Below are 20,448 nucleotides of genomic sequence, written 5' to 3'. Positions count from 1 at the left end.
AATAATGGGCTAGACTTCCATTAGATCCCGCTCTTTTATAACCAGAATCTGTTCTACCTCATTGATATACTTATCAGTAATTTTTTGGATAGTTTCTTCAGCGTGCCGTTGATCATCTTCACTGATTTCTTTCTCTTTAACTAGTTCCTTAATTGTATGATTACTATCACGTCTAATATTACGTATTGCAACTCGAGCTGCTTCCGCCTCTTGCTTTACAATACGCACCATATCTCTTCTTCTCTCTTCAGTTAGGGGGGGTAAAGGTACTCTAATCACTACACCAGAGGTTACTGGATTGAGCCCAAGATCAGAAATCATAATTGCTTTTTCAATTGCAGGAACCATTTGTTTTTCCCATGGAGATATGGAAAGAGTCCTAGAATCCTGAACAGAAACATTAGCCACTTGATTAAGTGGCGTGTCTGTTCCATAGTATGAAACCATAATATGGTCTAGCAGACCTGCATGCGCTCGATTAGCACGCAGTTTAGAAAAAGTAAGTTTTAATGTTTCGATACTTTTAACCATTCGATCAGTAGTATCCTTACAAATTTCATTAATCATAATTACTCACTCACTAGTAACTAGGGTTCCTATATTTTCTCCTTGGGTGATGCGAAGTAAATCACCTGTCTTATGAAAGTCAAATACTCGTATTGGTAAGGTATGATCACGACACATAATAATAGCAGTAGCATCCATTACACCTAATTTATGCTCAATAACTTGATCATAAGCTAGCTGAGGAAAAAACTCTGCATTAGGATTCATAAACGGATCTGAAGAATAAATACCATTTACCTTTGTTGCTTTTACCAATAATTCTGCTCCTATCTCGATAGCTCTAAGACTAGCAGCGGTATCTGTGGTAAAAAAAGGGTTACCTGTACCAGCTGCAAAAATTACAATTCGCCCTTTTTCTAAATGACGTACTGCTCGACGACGAATATAATCTTCACACACTTGATTAATACGGATTGCAGACATTACTCGAGAGGCTACATTTAGCTGATCAAGGGAGTTTTGCAGGGCAAGTGCATTCATAACGGTGGCTAACATACCCATATGATCAGCAGTTACTCGATCGATACCTGCATTAGTCAAGCCTGTACCACGAAAAATATTACCTCCACCAATAACTAGCCCAATTTCAATATTTACCTTATTTAGCGTAGATAGTTCTTGAGCAATTTCTTGAACAACTCTAGAATCGATACCGTGCTCTCCTTCTCCTACCAGAGCTTCACCGCTTAGTTTAAGTAAAATACGTCGGTATTTTGGTTTCTTATCTAGAGTCATGGTAATTTAACCTCCTTGAGCTTGATCTCTTACTTCTTCGGCAAAATCACATACTCTTTTTTCAACTCCTTCACCTACTTCAAGACGTATAAATTGTAGAATGTTTGCTTGAGCATTTTTAAGTAATTTTTCAACTTTAATATCAGGATCTTTGATAAAGGGTTGGCCTAATAAAGTTACTTCATTTAAGAATTTTTGTAATCGTCCTTCAACCATTTTTTCAATAATTTCAGGAGATTTATTACTCCCCTCTGATTGGGCAAGAATAATTTCCCGTTCTTTATCTAATACTTCTGTAGAAATATCCTCTTTACTGATTGCCTGAGGTTTACTTGCAGCAATATGCATTGCTATATCTTTTGCAAGATTACTATTGCCTCCTTCCATGGCAACAATTACACCTATTCGATTGCCGTGGGTATAGTACCCTACCGATCCTTTCTTAGATTCAACAACCGAAAAACGGCGCACATTAATATTTTCACCAATCTTTGCAATTAAATTTTGACGAACCTCATCAATGCTTTGACTATTTTCTTCTAAAGGCATTGAAAGTAATTCATCTAAGGTCTTAGGATTAGAAATTAAAACTCTTTGTGCCGTTTTCGCTGCAAACTGACAAAAATCATCATTTTTAGCGACGAAGTCAGTCTCAGAATTTACTTCTATGATTACCGCTTTATGATTATTATTACTAACCTCTATTGTAATAATACCCTCAGCAGCGATTCTGCCTGATTTTTTATCGGCCTTAGCTAATCCTTGTTTTCGCATCCACTCAATAGCAGCATCAATATCACCATGGACCTCTGTTAAGGCTTTCTTACATTCCATCATACCAGCCCCGGTTCGTTCACGTAGTTCTTTAACCTGTATTGCTGTAACCGCCATATAGTTCTACTCTCTCTTAAAACACTTACAATCAAATAGTAAACATAGGTAAAATACTAAAGTAGATGCTATCTATGATGCCATACCACCATCTTTCTCTTCTATAAAAGATCTATCAAATGGCTCTTCCTCATTAAAATCATTCAACTCTACAAATTCATCCTTACTCTCATTTGCACTATGAGTCAGTGATGCAGTACGCCCATCTATAATGGCATCGGCAACGCCTTGAGCATAAAGACGAATCGCTCTGATTGCATCATCATTTCCCGGAATAACATAGTCTACATTTTTAGGATCATTGTTAGTATCTACTACTGCAATAACAGGAATTCCTAATTTAGTTGCTTCATTTACTGCAATACGTTCATGACCCACATCTATGACAAATAAAGCATCAGGAAGGCGATTCATATTTTTAATCCCGCCTAGGCTTCGATCTAGCTTATCTCTATTTCTATGCTTCATTAGCACTTCTTTTTTCTTAAGGCGATCCAAACTACCATCACCAATCATAGCGTCTAAATCATTGAGACGTTTTATTGATTGCCGAACTGTACGGAAATTAGTAAGCATACCGCCAAGCCATCGACGATTTATATAAGGCATACGACAACGCTGGGCTTCTTCTTGTATAACATCTTGAGCTGCACGCTTAGTACCTACAAAAAGGATAGTGCCTCTATTTGAAGCAAGCTGTCCTAGAAAATTCGTAGCTTCAATATAAAGAGGTAATGTTGCCTCTAGATTAATAATATGAATATTATTACGTTTTCCAAAAATGTAAGGGGCCATTTTTGGGTTCCAATAGCGAGATTGATGCCCAAAATGTACACCAACCTCTAGCATTTGTCGCATTGTTACATTTGACATAGTTTTATTCCTCTATAAATTGGGTTATTCTTCCGTATATCCCATACACTGACTTCTAAGAAGCACCCTAGTGATATGTGCCGATATACGTGTAATTTTAGTTCGTGATAAAAGTTTGCATTCTATACTATAAAAAAATATTATGCAGCTCTTATTAACTATCAAAATTATTTCCTTTGCAAGGAATAATCAATACGAGGGAAATCAGCATACTCTAGCTTATGCCAGTCACTATTAAAACTCCAGAGGAGATTGAAAAGATGCGAATCGCCGGTCGCCTTGCAGCTGATGTATTATACATGATTCGTCCTTATATCGTACCAGGAATTACTACTGAAGAGTTAAATAACATTTGCCATGAGTATATAACTAATACACAACAGGCAATTCCAGCTCCTTTAAACTACCATGGATTTCCAAAGTCAATTTGTACTTCAGTAAACTATGTTGTATGCCATGGTATACCCAATAAAAAGCAACTAAAAAAAGGGGATATTATTAATGTTGATATTACCGTTATTAAAGATGGTTACCACGGCGATACAAGTAAAATGTTTTTTGTAGGTGAACCCAGCACCATTGCTAAGCGGATTACACAAATAAGCTATGAATGTATGTGCATTGGCATAGAAATGATAAAACCAGGCGTTTATTTAGGAGATATTGGGCATGCAATTCAAACTTATGCAGAAAATAATAACTATTCTATCGTAAGGGAGTTTTGCGGACATGGAATTGGTCGATTTTTTCATGAAGATCCTCAAGTACTTCACTATGGTATCCCTGGTACTCAACTTAGATTAGAAGAAGGGATGATATTTACCATAGAACCCATGGTAAATGTAGGCAAACGCCATATAAAAGTATTATCGGATAATTGGACAGTAGTGACAAAAGATCATAGTCTTTCTGCCCAATGGGAGCACACTATTTTAGTAACTAGAGATGGATTTGAAGTGCTTACGATAAGACCCGGGGATCATTATTGAAATATAATAAATACCCTACAACATAACCTCTATTATTAAAAATGCTGATAACCCTTAGATTTAGGAGAAAATGGAGTACCGTCACTTCTACAGCAACGTAATCCCTGATTTTCCTCAATAACACCAATAAAAGTACATGGACAATCAAATTCGGATAAAACAGATTCTATAGGTGCATGATCTGGGGCAACAATACAAAGCTCATAATCATCTCCAGCAGTAAGTGCTATCGTAAGCGCTTCATCATGCCCTACAGTGGTTTTAATGAAATTAGAAATAGGAATAGAGTCCACATTAATTGCGGCTCCAACTTTACTTGCAATTAGAATATGTTCCAAATCTGCGATAAGACCATCTGAAATATCTATAGCAGCATGGGCTAAAGGTCGTAAAGTAAGAGCTTCCAAAACTCTAGGTTGTGGCCAATCTAAAGAACGATTAATGTGAGATAATACTTCTTGGGTAGGTACTACCTTACCTAATCTAGCCTGTAGTGCAAGCCCTGCATTACCTAAAGTACCAGTTATATAAATTTTATCTCCTACTTGAGCTTTATCTCGTCTTAATGCTTTCCCTTTAGGAACAAATCCATGGAGTTGTAAGGTAATTGTTAAAATTTCCCCCCGAGTAGTATCTCCCCCAATAAGCTGCACTTTATATTTTTCCAAAAGATTACTTATTCCCTGAGAAAATTGAGTAAGCCATTTAGTATTAGGGGTGGGTATCGTAAGTGCCAAAGTAGCCCAAGCAGGGGTTGCCCCCATTGCTGCTAAATCACTTAACCCTACAGCGAGTGCTTTATGACCTAATGCTTCAGGGTGTGTGCTCTTAGTAAAATGCACACCTTCTATTAAGGTATCTATTGTTAATGCTAACTCATAATTTTCTGGTACAGTTACCAAGGCACAGTCATCTCCGATGCCAAGCGTTACATCTCTTCGAGAATAAGTATTACGGGTAAAAAATTGTTTTATTATAGAAAATTCATCTAGGGGCTCTTGATTAGAGCTAGTAGGATCAGCATCTTTTTCCTTATTATGAGGTATTTCTTGAAATTTTGGTGTTGGTAGGGGAGTACTAGAAGCTAGCTTTTCTGCACTCTCTTGTATCTGTGGATTGATATTCAAATTATTTTGATCTGCTAATAATATTTCATTTTTACTTTGTTGATTTTTTTGTTTTTCAGCTAAATTTTGCTGGCGAGCTACTTTATCTAAGACTGCATTAATATAGCGGTGGCTTTTTTCCGCTCCCAATATTTTCGCTAACTCAGTAGCTTCATTCAGTACTACTCGATAAGGAGTATCGGTACAAAAAAGTAATTCAAAAATTCCCACTCTTAAAATAGCATATTCAATAGGATTAAGAGCATCAATAGACCGATCTAAAAAAGGTCTCATTTGCTCATCTAATTGATTTTTATTTTGGAGTACTCCTTTAAGAATTTTTTCACCATAGTTTTTATCAATACTACCTTGAGATTTATTCTGTTCAAGAATAAAATCTGATAATTCAACTTCATTTAAATTAATATCTTGATCAGTAAGATGCCATTGATAAAGACCTTGCACTGCAGAAATTCTAGCATTTGTTCTTTTAAGCATTGTTAATTTGCCGTAATACACTTGCCATTTCAATAGCAGAAATCACTGCATCTGCACCTTTATTTCCAGCTTTAGTTCCTGCCCTCTCAATGGCTTGCTCAATAGTATTCACCGTCAATACACCAAACCCTATTGGTAAGCTGTACTGCAATGATAATTTGCTTATTCCTTTGCTACACTCTCCTGCTACGTAATCAAAATGGGGAGTAGAACCCCTAATGACTACCCCTAAAGCAATGATCGCATCAAACGCTCCCTGTTTAGCTAATGCTTGTATTCCTAATGGAAGCTCAAATGCACCAGGAACTCTAACTACGGTGATATTCTGAGGATTGCCTCCATGACGAAGTAAAGTGTCAATAGCACTATTCAGTAAATTTGTTACAATAAACTCATTGAACTGTGCAGCAACAATGCCCACTCGTAGATCTTCTGCTGAGTAGCTGCCCACAATTGTTTTTATAGCATCTTTCATAGATATATAATTTACCCAAAAGTAAAGATGGGATATGTTTAAATTAGAGCTTTAGAGGTTTGTCTAGGAAAAAATAGACGTAGAAAGATAGCGGTCCCCTCGATCGCAAACTACAGTCACAATAGTACTATCATGTATTGTTTTAGCTAAACGTAGTGCTGCTGCAACTGCACCACCTGAAGAAATACCAGCAAAAATTCCTTCTTGGCAAGCAAGATTTCGAGTAACTTCCTCTGCTTCTTGCTGAGATATATCAATAATTTCATTAACTGCAGTAGGGTTATAAATCTTGGGTAAATAGGCTTCTGACCAGCGGCGAATTCCAGGGATGCTCGCTCCTTCTATTGGCTGAACTCCAATAATTTTAATTGCTGTATTTTTTTCCTTTAAAAAATGAGAAACACCCATAATCGTTCCTGTCGTGCCCATAGCACTTACAAAATGGGTAATTTTACCTTTTGTAGCCTCCCAAATTTCAGGGCCTGTACTATAGTAGTGGGCATTTGGGTTATCCTCATTGGAAAATTGATCTAATACCTTTCCTTTTCCTTCTGCTTGCATTTTTAATGCAAGATCTCTAGCTCCTTCCATGCCTTCTTGTTGAGATACTAGAATAATTTCAGCCCCAAAAGCTTTCATAATTGATTGACGCTCCATGCTCATATTTTCTGGCATGATAAGAATCATCTTATAACCCTTTATTGCTGTAGCCATTGCAAGGGCAATTCCAGTATTTCCACTGGTAGCTTCAATTAAAGTATCTCCACGTTTAATTTCCCCTCTTTTTTCTGCCTGCTGGATCATATTCATTGCCGGGCGATCCTTAACTGATCCTGCAGGATTATTACCCTCTAGTTTTAGTAAAATCGTGTTGTTATTAGTATTCTCAAATAGCCTTTGTAATTTTACTAAAGGGGTATGACCAATAAAGTGATCTATAGCGGGGTAGTTCATAAGATTATTTCTTCAGTTATTGCATAAAATAACGAATGCAACTGCATAGTCCCTTTCATCTGAAATGGTAAGAAATGATTCTGTAACTTGTAGAGTGTAAACTAATTCTGCTGCTTTCTTTTTCCATTTCAATAAAGGTTGACCTAGTTCTGTATGGGTTACTTCAATATGAGATAAGTATAGATTATTTCTAAAACCAGTACCTAGTGCTTTTACTGCTGCTTCTTTAGCTGCAAACCGTTTAGCAAGAAAGCGAGCATGCTCTTTTTTTTTAAAAAAAACTCATTATATTCGCTTTCGGTTAAAATTCGTTGTGCAAAACGATTCCCATAGCATTCTAGAAGAGATTGAACCCGAGTGATTTGTATAATGTCAGTGCCAATACCAATAATCATAAGCGGGCTGCTTTCATTAGCATTTTCATTTCATTGACAGCATTTTTTATCCCAACAAACAGTGCTTTACTAATGATAGCATGACCAATATTTAATTCCACAATACCAGGAATTGCTGCAATGGGAGTAACATTATGATAATTCAATCCATGGCCTGCATTCACTTGTAGCCCTAACTCCAATCCTCTAGTGACTGCTTGAGTGATTTTCAAAAATTCCTGCTGACGATTTTTTTCTCCTATAGCATCTGCAAAATGCCCAGTATGAATTTCAATGATAGGTGCTTTAGCTTGAGCCGCTGCTTCAATTTGCCTAAAGTCAGGGTCAATAAATAAAGAAACTTTAATTCCAGCCTCTTTTAAACGAGTGCAAGCTTCAGTTACTCGAGGCAACTGACCTATCACATCTAGCCCACCCTCTGTAGTAAGCTCTTCTCTTTTTTCGGGAACAAGACAACAATCCTCAGGGTGATATTGTTCAGCAATTGCTAACATCTCATCTGTGATTGCCATTTCTAAATTCATCTTAGTAAGCAGGATATCTTTTAGTAAAGCCACATCTCTCTCTTGGATATGGCGGCGATCCTCTCGTAAATGTAGCGTAATGCTATCTGCACCCGCTTGCTCTGATTCAATCGCCCCTTGTATTGGATCAGGGTATCTTGTTCCTCTTGCTTGGCGTAGGGTTGCAATATGATCAATATTAACGCCTAAAAAAATAGAATTGGCTTTCACGGATTACTACCCTACTATTTATTCGTGGGTTAGCTGTCTTAGTGCTACTAGCATTGCTCGACTCTTTAGAGGTTTATCTCCCAAGTAAGGAGAGAGTAGCCATCGCAACAAATTTTTTGCCTCCCATACACTTTGTGAGTCTGTAAGCTTCCCATAAGCTAACGAAAGTAAAGTTTGTCCTTTTAATTTCATTCCCTCTATACCATTATTTAGTTCAAACTTACTCGGTCCTTTTTCTATCTGATAACTATACCATTGTTCTGCTTTAATAGGTTGGTGGGTACCTATTTCATATTTTAATAAGGGAGCATATCCTAGATGAATAAGTAAATCTCGCTCAAATAATCGTAATATTGGCTGGTATTGCTCAGAGCATGCAAGTTGCTGTAAAGAACGTGCGTAAATTGAAAATAAAGGTTTAAAAGAATCTTGATAAGATAGCAAACGAAGCAATAATTCATTAAGGTAAAACCCACATATAAGTGGCTCTCCCACCAAATGAATACTGCTACCACTAGCTTCTACTCCAGTTAAAGTAACTAAATTGCTTCGCCCTACCCAAGATATTAATAATGGTTGAAAAGGCTGTAGTAATCCTATTACTTTAGAATTTTTTCTCTTTATCCCTTTAGCAATGAGGCTTACTCGCCCGTAGTCTTCAGTAAAAGATTCAATCAGGGCGCTTGTTTCTCGATAAGGTCGTTGATGAAGTACATAGGCAGGTTGTAGTGTAACCTTCATTCCTATATAAATTGATCAGTGTGGGCGCATATGAGGAAATAACAGTACATCCCGAATAGAGGGTGAGTCAGTCAAAAGCATAACTAAGCGATCAATCCCAATCCCCTCCCCTGCTGTAGGTGGCATACCATACTCTAATGCTCGGATATAATCCTCATCGAACCTCATAGCTTCTTGATCTCCTGCTTCTCGATCTTTAAGCTGATCTTGAAAACGACCTGCTTGATCCTCTGCATCATTTAATTCTGAGAATCCATTAGCAATTTCCCAACCGCCTACAAAAAATTCAAACCGATCAGTGATAAAAGGATCTGCACTATTTCGCCGTGCTAGGGGGGAAACTTCTGTGGGATATGCTGTAATAAAAGTGGGTTCTTTAAGTTTAGATTCCACCGTCTTTTCAAATATTTCTAGTTGAATTTTGCCTAGTCCATAGCTTTTTTGTGTGGAAATATCTAAGAATTTAGCCACCTTCTGAGCATTATCTAAAGATTCTATATCTTCAGTATTAAGCTGAGGATTAAAGTGAAGAATAGATTCTTTTAGAGTCATTCGGTTAAATGGCTTACTAAAATTATAAGATTCTCCCTGATAAGTTATTTGAGTAGAGCCCAGTACCGTTTGGGTAAGCCCTTTTAGCATGGATTCTGTAAAATCCATTAAATCCTCATAAGAAGCATAAGCCTGATAAAACTCTACCATAGTAAATTCTGGATTATGGCGAGTAGAGAGCCCTTCATTCCGAAAGTTGCGATTAAGCTCAAATACTTTCTCAAAACCACCCACTACAAGCCGTTTAAGGTAGAGTTCTGGTGCAATTCGTAAAAACAATTCTAAATCTAAAGCATTATGGAAAGTCACAAAGGGTCGTGCAAGTGCCCCCCCGGGGGTATTTTGCATCATCGGGGTTTCTACTTCGAGAAACCCATGATGTGTTAGATAATTACGAATATAACTAATAATATGACTACGTCGCTGAAATACTTCCCGAGTAGATTCATTCATAATGAGATCTAAGTAGCGCTGGCGATAGCGAATTTCCTGATTGGTTAATCCATGGAATTTTTCAGGTAAGGGGCGTAGAGATTTCGTAAGTAATTGTAAATGTTCTACTCGAATAGAGAGCTCTCCACTTTTAGTTTTCATTAAAATACCTTCAGCACCAATAATATCCCCAAGATCCCATTGTTTAAATTCTTGGTAGATATTTTCCGATAAGCTATCTTTTCGAGCATAAATCTGGATTTTTCCAGACATATCCTGAATATGAGCAAAGCTTGCTTGACCCATCACCCTACGAGTCATCATTCTTCCAGAAATTTTTATCTTAATGGAATCAACAGCAAGGGTTTCAGCATCTTTAGAATCATATTTTTCATATAATTCTTTTGCAGTAGTATTCCTTCTAAAGTCATTAGGAAAAGGATTACCTTGGTTACGTATTTCAGTTAGCTTTGCTCTTCTTTGAGCAATTAGAGTACTTTCTTCTTGTTCTGACATATTTTTATTTTTAAAAATTTTATAATCCGCTTTTAAGGCTCGCCTCAATGAAAATATCTAGATTTCCATCTAATACTGCTTGCGTATTACCCACTTCTATTTGAGTACGTAAATCTTTAATACGGGATTGATCCAATACATAGCTACGAATTTGGCTTCCCCAGCCAATATCTGATTTTGCATCTTCAGCTTCTTGTTTTTGAGCCTCTCGTTTACGCATTTCCAATTCATAGAGTTTTGCTCGAAGTTGAGTCATGGCGTGGGCTTTATTTTGGTGCTGAGATCGCTCACTTTGGCATTGTGCCACTATATTAGTGGGAATGTGAGTAATTCTTACTGCAGAATCGGTGCGATTTACATGTTGTCCACCTGCCCCACTAGCTCGATAGGTATCAATACGCAAATCTGCTGGATTAATTTCAATATCTATTTTGTCATCTAACTCAGGATAAACAAAGGCGGCTGCAAAGGAGGTATGACGACGATTGCCTGAATCAAAAGGGGATTTTCGAACTAGTCGATGTACCCCAGTCTCTGTTCTAAGCCAACCAAATGCATATTCCCCTTTAAAGTGAACGGTAGCACTTTTAATACCTGCTATATCGCCATCAGAGATCTCAGTGATTGTAGTTGCAAAATTATGACTTTCTCCCCAGCGTAAATACATTCTAAGGAGCATATTTGCCCAGTCTTGAGCTTCTGTGCCTCCAGATCCAGCTTGTATATCTAAAAAAGCAGAATGAGAATCCATTTCCCCAGAAAACATTCGACGAAATTCTAATGTCGTAAGCTGTTGCTCTATGTCATCTAACTCTAGGGCTACATCCTGAGCAGTATTTTGATCGTTTTCTTCTAAAGCAAGTTCGAAGAGTTCTTTGGCTTGAAGGGTTTTTTCATCTAACTCGATTAATGGTCCTATAATATTTTGGATTCTAACGCGCTCTTGATTAAGTTTTTGGGCTTGATCAGGCTGATTCCAAATAGCTGGAAGTGCTAATTCCCTATCTAGCTCTATCAATTGTTCTTGTTTTTCTACGAAGTTAAAGATACCCCCTTAAGGATGCTAATCGTTCGGTATAATCATAAATTCTTTGAACGACTATTCCTTTTTCTATCATAAAATCTCCTGGGATAGACTTAAATTAATGGTTAATTTGACGAGTAGTAAGGTACTTTACAGGATCTACTGCTTTATCATTATAACGGATTTCAAAATGAAGCTTAACTTGAGTCGTACCACTAGATCCTAATTTAGCAATTTCTTGCCCTTTCTTAATAAAGCTTCCCTCTTTGACAGTAAGAATTTGATTATGGGCATAAGCACTTAAGAAATTATTCTTATGTTTAAGAATAATTAAATTACCGTATTGAAGCGGACCCATTCCACTATATACTACTTCTCCATCAGCTGCAGCAACTACTGATTGCCCTAACTTTCCTTGAATATCGATTCCTTTATGAATAGGAAGAGTAGAAGAGAAGTGCTGAAGAATTTTACCTTGCGTAGGCCATTGCCAAGCAATATTAGTGAGAGGTTGTTGAGGTTGAGGAGACTGGTTAGAGATATTTTTCTTATTAGAAGAGGCTATTTTTATTTTTTTTGAAGTACCAGTATGGGCTGCTAACTCTTTTGCAGTAGGCACGAGGCGCAATTTTTGACCCGTATAGATAGTATTAGATGAATTAATATTGTTCCACTGAGATAAATTCTCATAATCTATATTGTACTTTCTACCAATTGAAGAGAGCGTATCCCCACGCTTTACAGTGTAATAAGTAGGTGCTTTAATAAAGCTACAAGATTCAATAGCTAGCGTAAAAACAACTACCCATACAAGGTAAAAATTACCAACAGTCAAATTAATAAATGATATGTATGATACCTATTTATTACCTCAGGTTTAACTTTTTAAGCTAACCACTGGGATAATTTATCAAGCATTTTATAGCTAGTTAAATCCACTTGAATAGGTGTAATAGAGACTTCCCCTTGGGAAATTGCATAAAAATCAGTACCCAATCCTGAGTCTTGGCTTTCTCCAGAGGGTCCTACCCAATAAATAGGATGCCCGCTAGGATCAGTATCTCTAATAATGGGACCCGATTGATGTCGGCACCCTAACCGGGTAGCTCTAAACTCTTTAATATCTGCTTTAGATACATCAGGTACATTTACATTAAGAATGGTATCTGCAGGCAGTGGATTTTTTATTATTTTTCTTACGAGTTCACAAGTAACCCAAGCAGCAGTACTAAAATGCTTTGGTTCAGAAGATACTAAAGAGACTGCAATTGAAGGTAGTCCTAAAAACCTTCCTTCCATAGCAGCTGCTACTGTCCCTGAGTAAATTACGTCATCACCTAAATTTGCACCAATATTAATTCCTGAAATTACCATGTCCGGAGGTTCTTTTAGTAGGCCAGTAACTCCTAGATGCACACAATCTGCAGGTGTACCCTCTACTCGATAAAAATTATTTGCTCCAATGCTCACTCGTAAAGGGGTATTTAAAGTGAGTGCATGGCTAGCGCCACTTTGATTCCGGTCAGGGGCAATAACAATAATTTCTGCAATACTAGCTAAGGAATCGGCAAGTGCTTTAATTCCTAGCGATAAATAACCATCATCATTACTTACCAAAATTTTCATCGTTTTCCTCAAAAAAAGAGAGATTATATAAATAGTCTCTAAAATCTTTTCCTAAATCTGCGTGTTTAAGTGCATGCTCTACTGTAGCTTGCAGGTAGCCCTGTTTACTTCCACAATCATAGCGCTTTCCATCAAATTGATAAGCAAATGCATTTTCCTCATTGAGTACTGCTGCTATTGCATCTGTTAACTGTATTTCGCCTCTCGAGTCAAAAGAAGTAACACGTAGGAGTTGTAAAACATGTGGTGTTAAAATATAACGACCTACAACTGCTAGGGTGGAAGGAGCTTGTTCCGGTTTGGGCTTTTCAATAATAGCATCTATTTTATGGACTCTCCCTTCTGAAGAACTAGAGTGAATAATCCCGTATTGATCAGTATGATCAAGGGGGATTTCTTCAACACCAATTAGAGTAGTTTGATATTTATCATACAGTTTTACCATTTGGGTAAGGCATTTATCCCCTTCTGTATCGATAAGATCATCGGCAAGTATTACCGCAAAAGGTTCATCATTGATCACTGGGGCTGCGCAAAGTACCGCATGCCCTAGACCTAGAGCTTCTTCTTGGCGAATATATACACAAGTAACATGACTCGGTATGATATTTCGTACTAGTGTAAGCAATTCTCTTTTATTACGGTGTTCAAGCTCTGTTTCTAATTCATAAGCTTTATCAAAATGATTGGCAATAGATTGTTTATTGCGACCAGTAATAAAAATGATACTGGTAATCCCCGCTTCGATTGCTTCCTCTACAGCATATTGAATAAGAGGCTTATCAACAATAGGTAGCATTTCTTTTGGATTTGCTTTAGTGGCAGGAAGAAATCTAGTACCTAAACCTGCTACTGGAAATATCGCTTTGGTAATAATGGTTTGCTTCATTACTTATTCTCTTAATTATGGGTGAAATTTTAAAACAAAAGAATATAATACTTTTGTTATTTCTTGCTCATCTTCAGTTTGATAAATAGCTTCTAATTTGGGTAATTCTTTTTTTAAGACCTCCCAATTAATAGTATCACTTCGTGCTAATAGGATTTTTGGTATCTGGGTCATAATGGGCGATTCATTGGGATAAAATAATTCCTCATATAATTTTTCTCCAGGTCGTAGCCCCGTATAAGTAATTTTTATTTCTCTATCAATACCTTGATTTGATAGGCGAATCATTTGTTTAGCAAGCTCTGTAACTTTAATAGATTTTCCCATATCAAGTACAAAAATTTCCCCTCCCTTGCCTAATACCGCAGCTTGAGTAATTAGGTGACAGGCCTCAGAGATGGTCATAAAATAACGAGCTACTTCAGGGTGTGTTACAGTCACCGGTCCACCAGATGCAATTTGTGTTTGAAATAGGGGAACAACACTTCCAGTAGAACCTAGTACATTACCAAAACGAACAACAATGAAACGAGTTTTAGGGTAATTACGATTCAGATTTTGGCAAATTAATTCAGATACCCGCTTACTCGCACCCATAATATTCGTAGGATTTACTGCTTTATCCGTAGAAATTAAAACAAAAGTGCCACATGCTGCTTGAGCAGCAGCCTCTGCGATCTGTTGTGTACCTAGTACATTATTTTTCACCGCTTGTCGTGCTTGTTTTTCAAGCAAAGGTACATGCTTATAAGCAGCTGCATGGAAGATAACGTCTGGCTGATGTTGGGTCAAAATTCCCTGTATTCCAGGCTTGTCATATATGTCACATAGATAAACATATAAATTTAATTTTGGAAATTTCTGTATCAATTCTAATTCAATACGGTAAAGTCTATATTCATTATTATCTATAATAATGAGAGCAGTAGGATTTAGAGACGCAAGTTGTATACATAGCTCTGATCCAATAGATCCACCGCCGCCACTGATAAGTAGGGATTTTTTTGAAAAATTTTTTTTAATATCCTTTTTATCTAAAGGAACCTCGTCTCTCCCTAATAAATCATCAATAGCTACCTCTCGTAGAAATTTTACACTCGGTTGATCTAGCAGTTTTCTTAGGCGTGGCAGGGATCGGTATGGAATTTTTGTTTGCTCACACAGTGAAATAATCCGTTCCATTTGAGCACTACTCGCAGAAGGAATTGCAATACAAATAATATCTATAGGAATTTGTGAAACTATTTCAACAAGCTGATCTAGTGTTCCAATGATAGGGATACCTCGTACTTGTCTTCCTGTTAGATCGCTTTGATCATCTAAAAAAGCAATAGGTAAATAATTACCCCCATCAAGCATATCTTTTACTAGCAGATGACCCGCACGACCTGCCCCTAAAATCAATATTTTTTTATAATTAGTATGAGTATCAAAATTAAATCGACGATCTTTCCAAATTCGATAGGTTAGCCGAGGACCTATAAGAAAAAGTAATAAAAAAAGAGGATAAAGTAATAATACGCTTCGAGGTACCCCATTTAAGCGACTAATTAGAAAAAGTACTAAAGTGATAGACAAGGTACCATAGCAAATAGCACGGGTAACATTAATTACATCAGGAATGCTTGTGAAACGCCATATCCCCCGATATACTCCATACCAAATAAAAACTATATTTTGAACAATGATTGTAATAGGCAAAGTGCTTAGACAAGATTGCCAATCCATCCAAGGAGATAGGTTATATCGAGATAAATAACTCACTATCCAAGCAAAACAAATTGCTACCGTATCATATGCAATAACAGTAATTTGCAATTTTTTAAAGAAATTTGGCTTGTTGTGTAGCATTACTGATTCAGTGCTTTGAGTAAAAATATATTATCTGTTGACAGGACTAAAGTTTATGAAAATAAACAAAGTATTATAGTCTTTAGTTAGATAGGCTATAAACAAGTTTAAGAAAATATATAAACGGGGAATATTATGGATCTATAGTTCTGGCATGATCGTTAGCAGAAAGGTGAAATTGGCTTTCACCAAACTACACCTACCTCACTCCTGCAAAAATATTGACCTATATTAAGTACTTCAACTGATACGGAAATGCTTGCGCCTTTATATGGTAAATTTCTTGATTTAGTTCGGTTAGTTTTGCAAAGATATTTTGTAATCGGTGTGGAGACCTCTCGCCTTGCAGTTGAGAAATTTTTTACTGAACATAAATTTTCTCCTAAAATTGAAAAAACACAAAATAGCTAGCTATGCTCTAGTAATATTGAGATTATTAATAGAGATGTATTTGCTTTAAATATATAAAATTTACAAAAGTATAGCGGTGTATTTGATTGCACAGCTCTTATTACTCTATCATCAGGATGTGCTAGCACTATGTTAATGAAATATAGGAAAATTACCATTAGGTTGCTAAGGGTTACTAATCACTCTAGAGTATAAACAAGAAGATCTGGGCAATCCTCCATTCTCAGTACCAGAATCAGAGGTAATGCTTTATTTGAATCTCAATGGAATATTGTGCTCCATGAGCGTCAAGCTATTAGCCTAGATTATTCTGGATTTATTGGCGGGATTAAACAGTTAAATTAAAAAAACGTTGAATAAAATTAGAGTTTATTTCTTATCAGGGTTAAAAATCTCTTACTTACACTGCTAAAAAACTAAACGATCATTCCTGCACCTACAGTCTCATTAGTAAATTCGTTAATTAAAATTAAGCTCCCTATTTCCCTATTGTTATGATAGCTATCAAAAAATAAAGGATTAGCAGTGCGAATTTTAATTTTCCCAATATCATTTAATTCTAAATTTGCTACCTTATCTTTAGATTGGTTTAGAGAAGTAACATCCAATTTAGATTGAATCTCTTTGACAATGCAGCGTACCTCCTTTGTAGTATGCTTCACTATATATTTAGCACCTAATATTAAAGGTACCTCATTAAGCCAACAGACCATTAATTCAATGTCCTGGGAGATTTGCGGTTGATATACAGATTTAACTAACATATCTCCCCGACTAATATCGATATCATCCTCCAAAGTAAACGTAACACACATAGGTGCGAATGCTTCGTCTATTGATCCATCCATTGTATCGATAGATTTAATCTGAGTAGATAACCCTGAAGGAAGAGCAGTAATTTCATCTCCAGGACGGAAAACACCACTACTTACACGTCCAGCATAACCGCGATAATCATGGTATTCATGAGAATGAGGGCGAATCACATATTGGACTGCAAAACGACTATCAGTATGATTATAATCATTACTGATATGAATATTTTCTAGGGTATGTAATAGGGTACTTCCCTGGTACCAAGGCATATTTTTTGATTTTTCAACTACATTATCCCCATAAAAAGCACTAATAGGAATATAGTGAATATCAGGAATATCTAATTTATCTGCAAAATTTTCAAATTCCTTTCTTATTTTCTTAAAAGTCTGCTCTTTATAATCGACTAAATCCATTTTATTTATACACAAAATAAGATGAGGAAGCCTTAAGAGAGAAGAAATTGAAGCATGGCGTCGGGTTTGTTCGCTTACTCCATTACGAGCATCTACAAGTACCATTGCTAAATTAGCAGTAGATGCCCCTGTTACCATATTACGTGTATATTGAATGTGCCCTGGGGTATCTGCGATAATGAATTTTCGTTTTGGCGTAGCAAAGTAACGATAGGCTACATCAATGGTAATTCCTTGCTCACGCTCAGCCCGTAACCCATCTGTAAGCAACGCAAGGTTAATATGCTCGTTTCCATATTGTTGGCTACTTTTCTGTATAGATTCTAATTGATCTTCAAAAATAGATTTTGAATCATAAAGTAAACGACCAATTAATGTACTTTTACCATCATCCACACTACCTGCTGTAGTAAGGCGTAGTAAGTCCATAGTAAGATATTCTGAAGATTCATTCATCATTTTTAAAAATAACCCTGTCTTTTACGATCTTCCATAGCCGATTCTGAACGCTTATCATCTGCTCTACCTCCTCGCTCAGTTACTCTAGCAGCCGCTACCTCTTGAATAATATCTTCAATAGTTATCGCCTCTGATTCTACAACTCCAGTACAGGTCATATCGCCAACTGTTCTGCATCGTACTCTCCGTTGTTCTATAATTTCGCCTTCTACTAAAGTAAGATAGGGTGAATTTGCAAGCAGCATCCTATCTCTCTGAATAATTTCTCGGTTATGACTAAAATAAATACTTGGAATATCTATATTTTCCTGAGCAATATATTGCCATACATCCATTTCAGTCCAGTTACTCAACGGAAAAACTCTAAAATGCTCTCCTACATGTTTATGACCATTAAATAGATTCCATAATTCTGGTCGCTGATTTTTAGGATCCCACTGACCAAACTCATCTCGATGGGAGAAAATCCTCTCTTTAGCTCGAGCTTTCTCCTCATCTCGGCGACCACCGCCAAAAGCAGCATCAACTTTAAATTCTTCAATAGCATCTAATAAAGTTACAGTCTGTAGCTTATTACGGCTCGCATTAACTCCCTTCTCTTCTATCGCTCTCCCTTTATTAATAGAATTTTGTACTGAGCCTATTAGAAGCCTTGCTTGTGTTTTTTCAACTAGTTTATCTCTAAACTCTAAAGTTTCAGGGAAATTGTGCCCAGTATCAATATGTAACAGTGGAAAGGGAATCTTTGTCGGCCAAAATGCCCTTTGAGCAAGATGCACCATCACAATGGAGTCTTTACCGCCAGAAAAAAGTAGCACAGGTCGCTCAAAAGTAGCAGCAACCTCTCGCATAATAAATATAGACTCTGATTCGAGCTGTTTTAAATGAGTTAAATGATATGATTTCATGATACACACTTTACCAATAAATTTTAGGTTATATCAATTTTTATGTAACCCACACTCTTTAGTATCAGCATCTTCCCACCACCAACGTCCAGCACGAATATCCTCACCTACTGTAATTGCTCTGGTACATGGAGCACAGCCTATACTTTCATAACCCCGATCATGGAGTATGTTATAGGGAACATTATATTTTTTAATATAATCCCATACATCATCTCTTGTCCAAGTAATAAGTGGGTTAAATTTTTTAAGCTTATGCTCAGAATCCCATTCTGAGAGAGATAAATCCTTACGAGTAATAGATTGTTCTCTACGCATACCTGTAATCCATGATTTTTTTCCTAATAACGCACGTTTCAGTGGTAACACTTTACGTATGTGGCAACATTTCTTTCGTAACTCCACACTTTGATAGAATCCATTAGGTCCATAGGTTTTAGTGTAGGATTCTACATTTCCTGATTCAGGAAAATAAATATAAATCGGTTGATGATAATATTCCGTAATTTTTTGAATAAGCTCATAAGTTTCTTGAGGTAAGCGACCTGTATCTAAAGTAAATACCTTAATTTCTGGGGCAGATTTGAATATCATATCAATGAGTACCATATCTTCTGCTCCAAAGCTGGATGAGAAACAAGCAGGTGCATAGTTATTTACTATAGACGTAAGCAAAGAAGTTACTTCTATAACCTTGTCTGTTAATAAATTATCCGATTTTAATTTCATCAATAACTTTATATTTACTTAAAGAATAAATTTAATACCAATTAGCATCAGTAAAGTTGAAAGAGTAATCTGTATTACTCTATCTGGAAGACTAATACTAAAGCGGCTGCCTAAATAAACTCCAGGCAAAGATCCTAAAAGAAGATTACTTAAAATATGTATATCTACCGTCCCCAAATGCCAATGTCCTAAGCCAGCAATAATCGTTAAAGGCACTGCATGAGCAATATCAGTTGCTGCTAACTGATTCATATACAAACTAGGATAAAGATATAACAAAGCAACCGATCCTAAAGCACCTGCTCCGATGGAAGACATAGTGACAATAAACCCGAGTATCCAGCCAACAGTAATCGTAATTATCACAATAAAGTTTTTATTTTGTCGAAGACGGTGGATAATCTGTACAAGCTTTGAGGTATGATTAGCTTTTATAGCCTGCTTCAACCAATTTTTCATTGGTAGTGCTAGAGCAGTTAAAATTAATGCTACCCCCAATATCAAATTAATCAAATGAGTAAGTTGTTGATCATCACTTTGAAAGGTTTTTAGAATTTGCAGTGTTATTAAGGTAGAGGGAATACTTCCCAAAGCTAAAAATCCTACAATACGCCACTGAATAGTGTGATGGTACCAATGACTCCACACGCCACCTACCTTAGTAAGGGCAGCAAAGAGTAAATCAGTGCCTACTGCTCTTAGAGGGGAGAGACCAAACCCAAAAATTAGAATAGGAGTCATTAGCGATCCACCTCCCACCCCAGTAAGCCCCACCATAAACCCCACGAATAAGCCAGATACTATATATCCTAGTTCCATACGGTTAATAACAAATAAGTTATTTAATTAAAAATTTACCTA

Annotated in this window: 22 protein-coding genes and 1 pseudogene; 2 read left to right on the top strand and 21 right to left on the bottom strand. The window is 36.6% G+C overall.

All coding sequences use genetic code 11. The features are described 5' to 3' along the window. Positions 1 to 9: 9 nt before the first annotated feature. The 4 genes from frr to rpsB all read right to left on the bottom strand — a co-directional run bounded on the left by frr (position 10) and on the right by rpsB (position 3,066). A complete protein-coding gene (frr, locus tag OOL07_RS02020; RefSeq protein WP_264694668.1) occupies positions 10 to 567 on the bottom strand; it encodes a ribosome recycling factor in 558 nt (185 codons plus the stop codon). Positions 568 to 573: 6 nt separating this feature from the next. Further along, positions 574 to 1,302 carry a UMP kinase gene (gene pyrH, locus OOL07_RS02015; protein ID WP_264694665.1) on the bottom strand — a complete coding sequence of 243 codons (729 nt, stop codon included), beginning with the start codon at positions 1,300 to 1,302 and terminating at the stop codon, positions 574 to 576. A gap of 6 nt (positions 1,303 to 1,308) precedes the next feature. Beyond that, on the bottom strand, positions 1,309 to 2,193 hold the full coding sequence (tsf, locus tag OOL07_RS02010) for a translation elongation factor Ts (RefSeq protein ID WP_264694663.1): 885 nt from the start codon (positions 2,191 to 2,193) through the stop codon (positions 1,309 to 1,311). Between the two features lie 72 nt (positions 2,194 to 2,265). Continuing rightward, on the bottom strand, positions 2,266 to 3,066 hold the full coding sequence (rpsB, locus tag OOL07_RS02005) for a 30S ribosomal protein S2 (protein ID WP_264694661.1): 801 nt from the start codon (positions 3,064 to 3,066) through the stop codon (positions 2,266 to 2,268). Between the two features lie 221 nt (positions 3,067 to 3,287). Here rpsB and map point away from each other — a divergent pair, with 221 nt between their 5' ends. After that, the gene (map, locus tag OOL07_RS02000; protein ID WP_264694659.1) at positions 3,288 to 4,055 is read left to right on the top strand and encodes a type I methionyl aminopeptidase; all 768 of its coding nucleotides are present in this window, start codon (positions 3,288 to 3,290) and stop codon (positions 4,053 to 4,055) included. A gap of 35 nt (positions 4,056 to 4,090) precedes the next feature. Here the strand turns inward: map and thiL are convergent, their stop codons facing one another. The 13 genes and pseudogenes from thiL to OOL07_RS01935 form a co-directional block, all read right to left on the bottom strand. Next, positions 4,091 to 5,659, bottom strand: coding sequence for a thiamine-phosphate kinase (thiL, locus tag OOL07_RS01995; protein ID WP_264694657.1), 1,569 nt, complete (start codon positions 5,657 to 5,659; stop codon positions 4,091 to 4,093). Next, positions 5,652 to 6,134: a 6,7-dimethyl-8-ribityllumazine synthase gene (gene ribH / locus OOL07_RS01990; protein ID WP_264694654.1), complete on the bottom strand. Its 483-nt coding sequence runs from the start codon at positions 6,132 to 6,134 to the stop codon at positions 5,652 to 5,654. Before ribH ends, thiL begins: the two co-directional genes overlap by 8 nt. Positions 6,135 to 6,197: 63 nt before the next feature. Further along, on the bottom strand, positions 6,198 to 7,088 hold the full coding sequence (gene cysM / locus OOL07_RS01985; protein WP_264694652.1) for a cysteine synthase CysM: 891 nt from the start codon (positions 7,086 to 7,088) through the stop codon (positions 6,198 to 6,200). A gap of 12 nt (positions 7,089 to 7,100) precedes the next feature. Further along, positions 7,101 to 7,301: pseudogene (locus OOL07_RS01980) on the bottom strand (holo-ACP synthase); the annotation flags it as partial. Continuing rightward, positions 7,301 to 7,483: a holo-ACP synthase gene (locus OOL07_RS01975; protein ID WP_264694650.1), complete on the bottom strand. Its 183-nt coding sequence runs from the start codon at positions 7,481 to 7,483 to the stop codon at positions 7,301 to 7,303. The gene OOL07_RS01975 and the pseudogene OOL07_RS01980, both read right to left, overlap by 1 nt. Then, the gene (gene pdxJ / locus OOL07_RS01970) at positions 7,480 to 8,217 is read right to left on the bottom strand and encodes a pyridoxine 5'-phosphate synthase (protein WP_264694648.1); all 738 of its coding nucleotides are present in this window, start codon (positions 8,215 to 8,217) and stop codon (positions 7,480 to 7,482) included. The genes OOL07_RS01975 and pdxJ overlap by 4 nt, the downstream gene beginning before the upstream one ends. An 18-nt stretch (positions 8,218 to 8,235) precedes the next feature. Beyond that, the gene (gene recO, locus OOL07_RS01965; RefSeq protein ID WP_264694646.1) at positions 8,236 to 8,958 is read right to left on the bottom strand and encodes a DNA repair protein RecO; all 723 of its coding nucleotides are present in this window, start codon (positions 8,956 to 8,958) and stop codon (positions 8,236 to 8,238) included. A gap of 15 nt (positions 8,959 to 8,973) precedes the next feature. Beyond that, on the bottom strand, positions 8,974 to 10,458 hold the full coding sequence (gene lysS / locus OOL07_RS01960; RefSeq protein WP_264694644.1) for a lysine--tRNA ligase: 1,485 nt from the start codon (positions 10,456 to 10,458) through the stop codon (positions 8,974 to 8,976). A 19-nt stretch (positions 10,459 to 10,477) separates the two neighbouring features. Continuing rightward, positions 10,478 to 11,576, bottom strand: a protein-coding gene (gene prfB, locus OOL07_RS01955; RefSeq protein WP_264694642.1) for a peptide chain release factor 2 whose coding sequence is annotated in 2 segments (ribosomal slippage) — positions 10,478 to 11,500 and positions 11,502 to 11,576 — 1,098 coding nt in all. Because the reading frame shifts where the segments join, the coding sequence is not laid out codon by codon here. A gap of 24 nt (positions 11,577 to 11,600) precedes the next feature. Then, on the bottom strand, positions 11,601 to 12,317 hold the full coding sequence (locus OOL07_RS01950) for a peptidoglycan DD-metalloendopeptidase family protein (RefSeq protein ID WP_264694640.1): 717 nt from the start codon (positions 12,315 to 12,317) through the stop codon (positions 11,601 to 11,603). 50 nt (positions 12,318 to 12,367) lie between these two features. Continuing rightward, a complete protein-coding gene (gene surE / locus OOL07_RS01945) occupies positions 12,368 to 13,108 on the bottom strand; it encodes a 5'/3'-nucleotidase SurE (RefSeq protein WP_264694637.1) in 741 nt (246 codons plus the stop codon). Continuing rightward, the gene (galU, locus tag OOL07_RS01940) at positions 13,089 to 13,997 is read right to left on the bottom strand and encodes a UTP--glucose-1-phosphate uridylyltransferase GalU (RefSeq protein ID WP_264694636.1); all 909 of its coding nucleotides are present in this window, start codon (positions 13,995 to 13,997) and stop codon (positions 13,089 to 13,091) included. The genes surE and galU overlap by 20 nt, the downstream gene beginning before the upstream one ends. A gap of 15 nt (positions 13,998 to 14,012) precedes the next feature. Then, positions 14,013 to 15,848: a nucleoside-diphosphate sugar epimerase/dehydratase gene (locus tag OOL07_RS01935; protein ID WP_264694634.1), complete on the bottom strand. Its 1,836-nt coding sequence runs from the start codon at positions 15,846 to 15,848 to the stop codon at positions 14,013 to 14,015. A 255-nt stretch (positions 15,849 to 16,103) separates the two neighbouring features. Here OOL07_RS01935 and OOL07_RS01930 point away from each other — a divergent pair, with 255 nt between their 5' ends. After that, positions 16,104 to 16,259, top strand: coding sequence for a class I SAM-dependent methyltransferase (locus tag OOL07_RS01930; RefSeq protein ID WP_264694632.1), 156 nt, complete (start codon positions 16,104 to 16,106; stop codon positions 16,257 to 16,259). Between the two features lie 416 nt (positions 16,260 to 16,675). Here OOL07_RS01930 and cysN read toward each other — a convergent pair whose 3' ends face one another. From cysN to OOL07_RS01910, 4 genes are read right to left on the bottom strand one after another with little or no spacing between them, the layout of a single operon-like run. Next, positions 16,676 to 17,950: a sulfate adenylyltransferase subunit CysN gene (gene cysN / locus OOL07_RS01925; protein WP_264694630.1), complete on the bottom strand. Its 1,275-nt coding sequence runs from the start codon at positions 17,948 to 17,950 to the stop codon at positions 16,676 to 16,678. 2 nt (positions 17,951 to 17,952) lie between these two features. Continuing rightward, entirely contained in the window at positions 17,953 to 18,858 is a 906-nt protein-coding gene (gene cysD / locus OOL07_RS01920; protein WP_264694628.1) for a sulfate adenylyltransferase subunit CysD, read from the bottom strand. A 33-nt stretch (positions 18,859 to 18,891) separates the two neighbouring features. Beyond that, positions 18,892 to 19,587: a phosphoadenylyl-sulfate reductase gene (locus tag OOL07_RS01915; RefSeq protein WP_264694626.1), complete on the bottom strand. Its 696-nt coding sequence runs from the start codon at positions 19,585 to 19,587 to the stop codon at positions 18,892 to 18,894. A gap of 18 nt (positions 19,588 to 19,605) precedes the next feature. Continuing rightward, positions 19,606 to 20,406, bottom strand: a complete 801-nt coding sequence (locus OOL07_RS01910; protein ID WP_264694624.1) for a sulfite exporter TauE/SafE family protein — start codon at positions 20,404 to 20,406, stop codon at positions 19,606 to 19,608. Between the last annotated feature and the right edge of the window lie 42 nt (positions 20,407 to 20,448).

Origin of the sequence: Candidatus Nitrosacidococcus sp. I8 (assembly GCF_945836005.1) — a bacterium.
Classification (GTDB): Bacteria; Pseudomonadota; Gammaproteobacteria; order Nitrosococcales; family Nitrosococcaceae; genus Nitrosacidococcus.
This window is presented reverse-complemented; position numbering and strand designations above follow the sequence as displayed.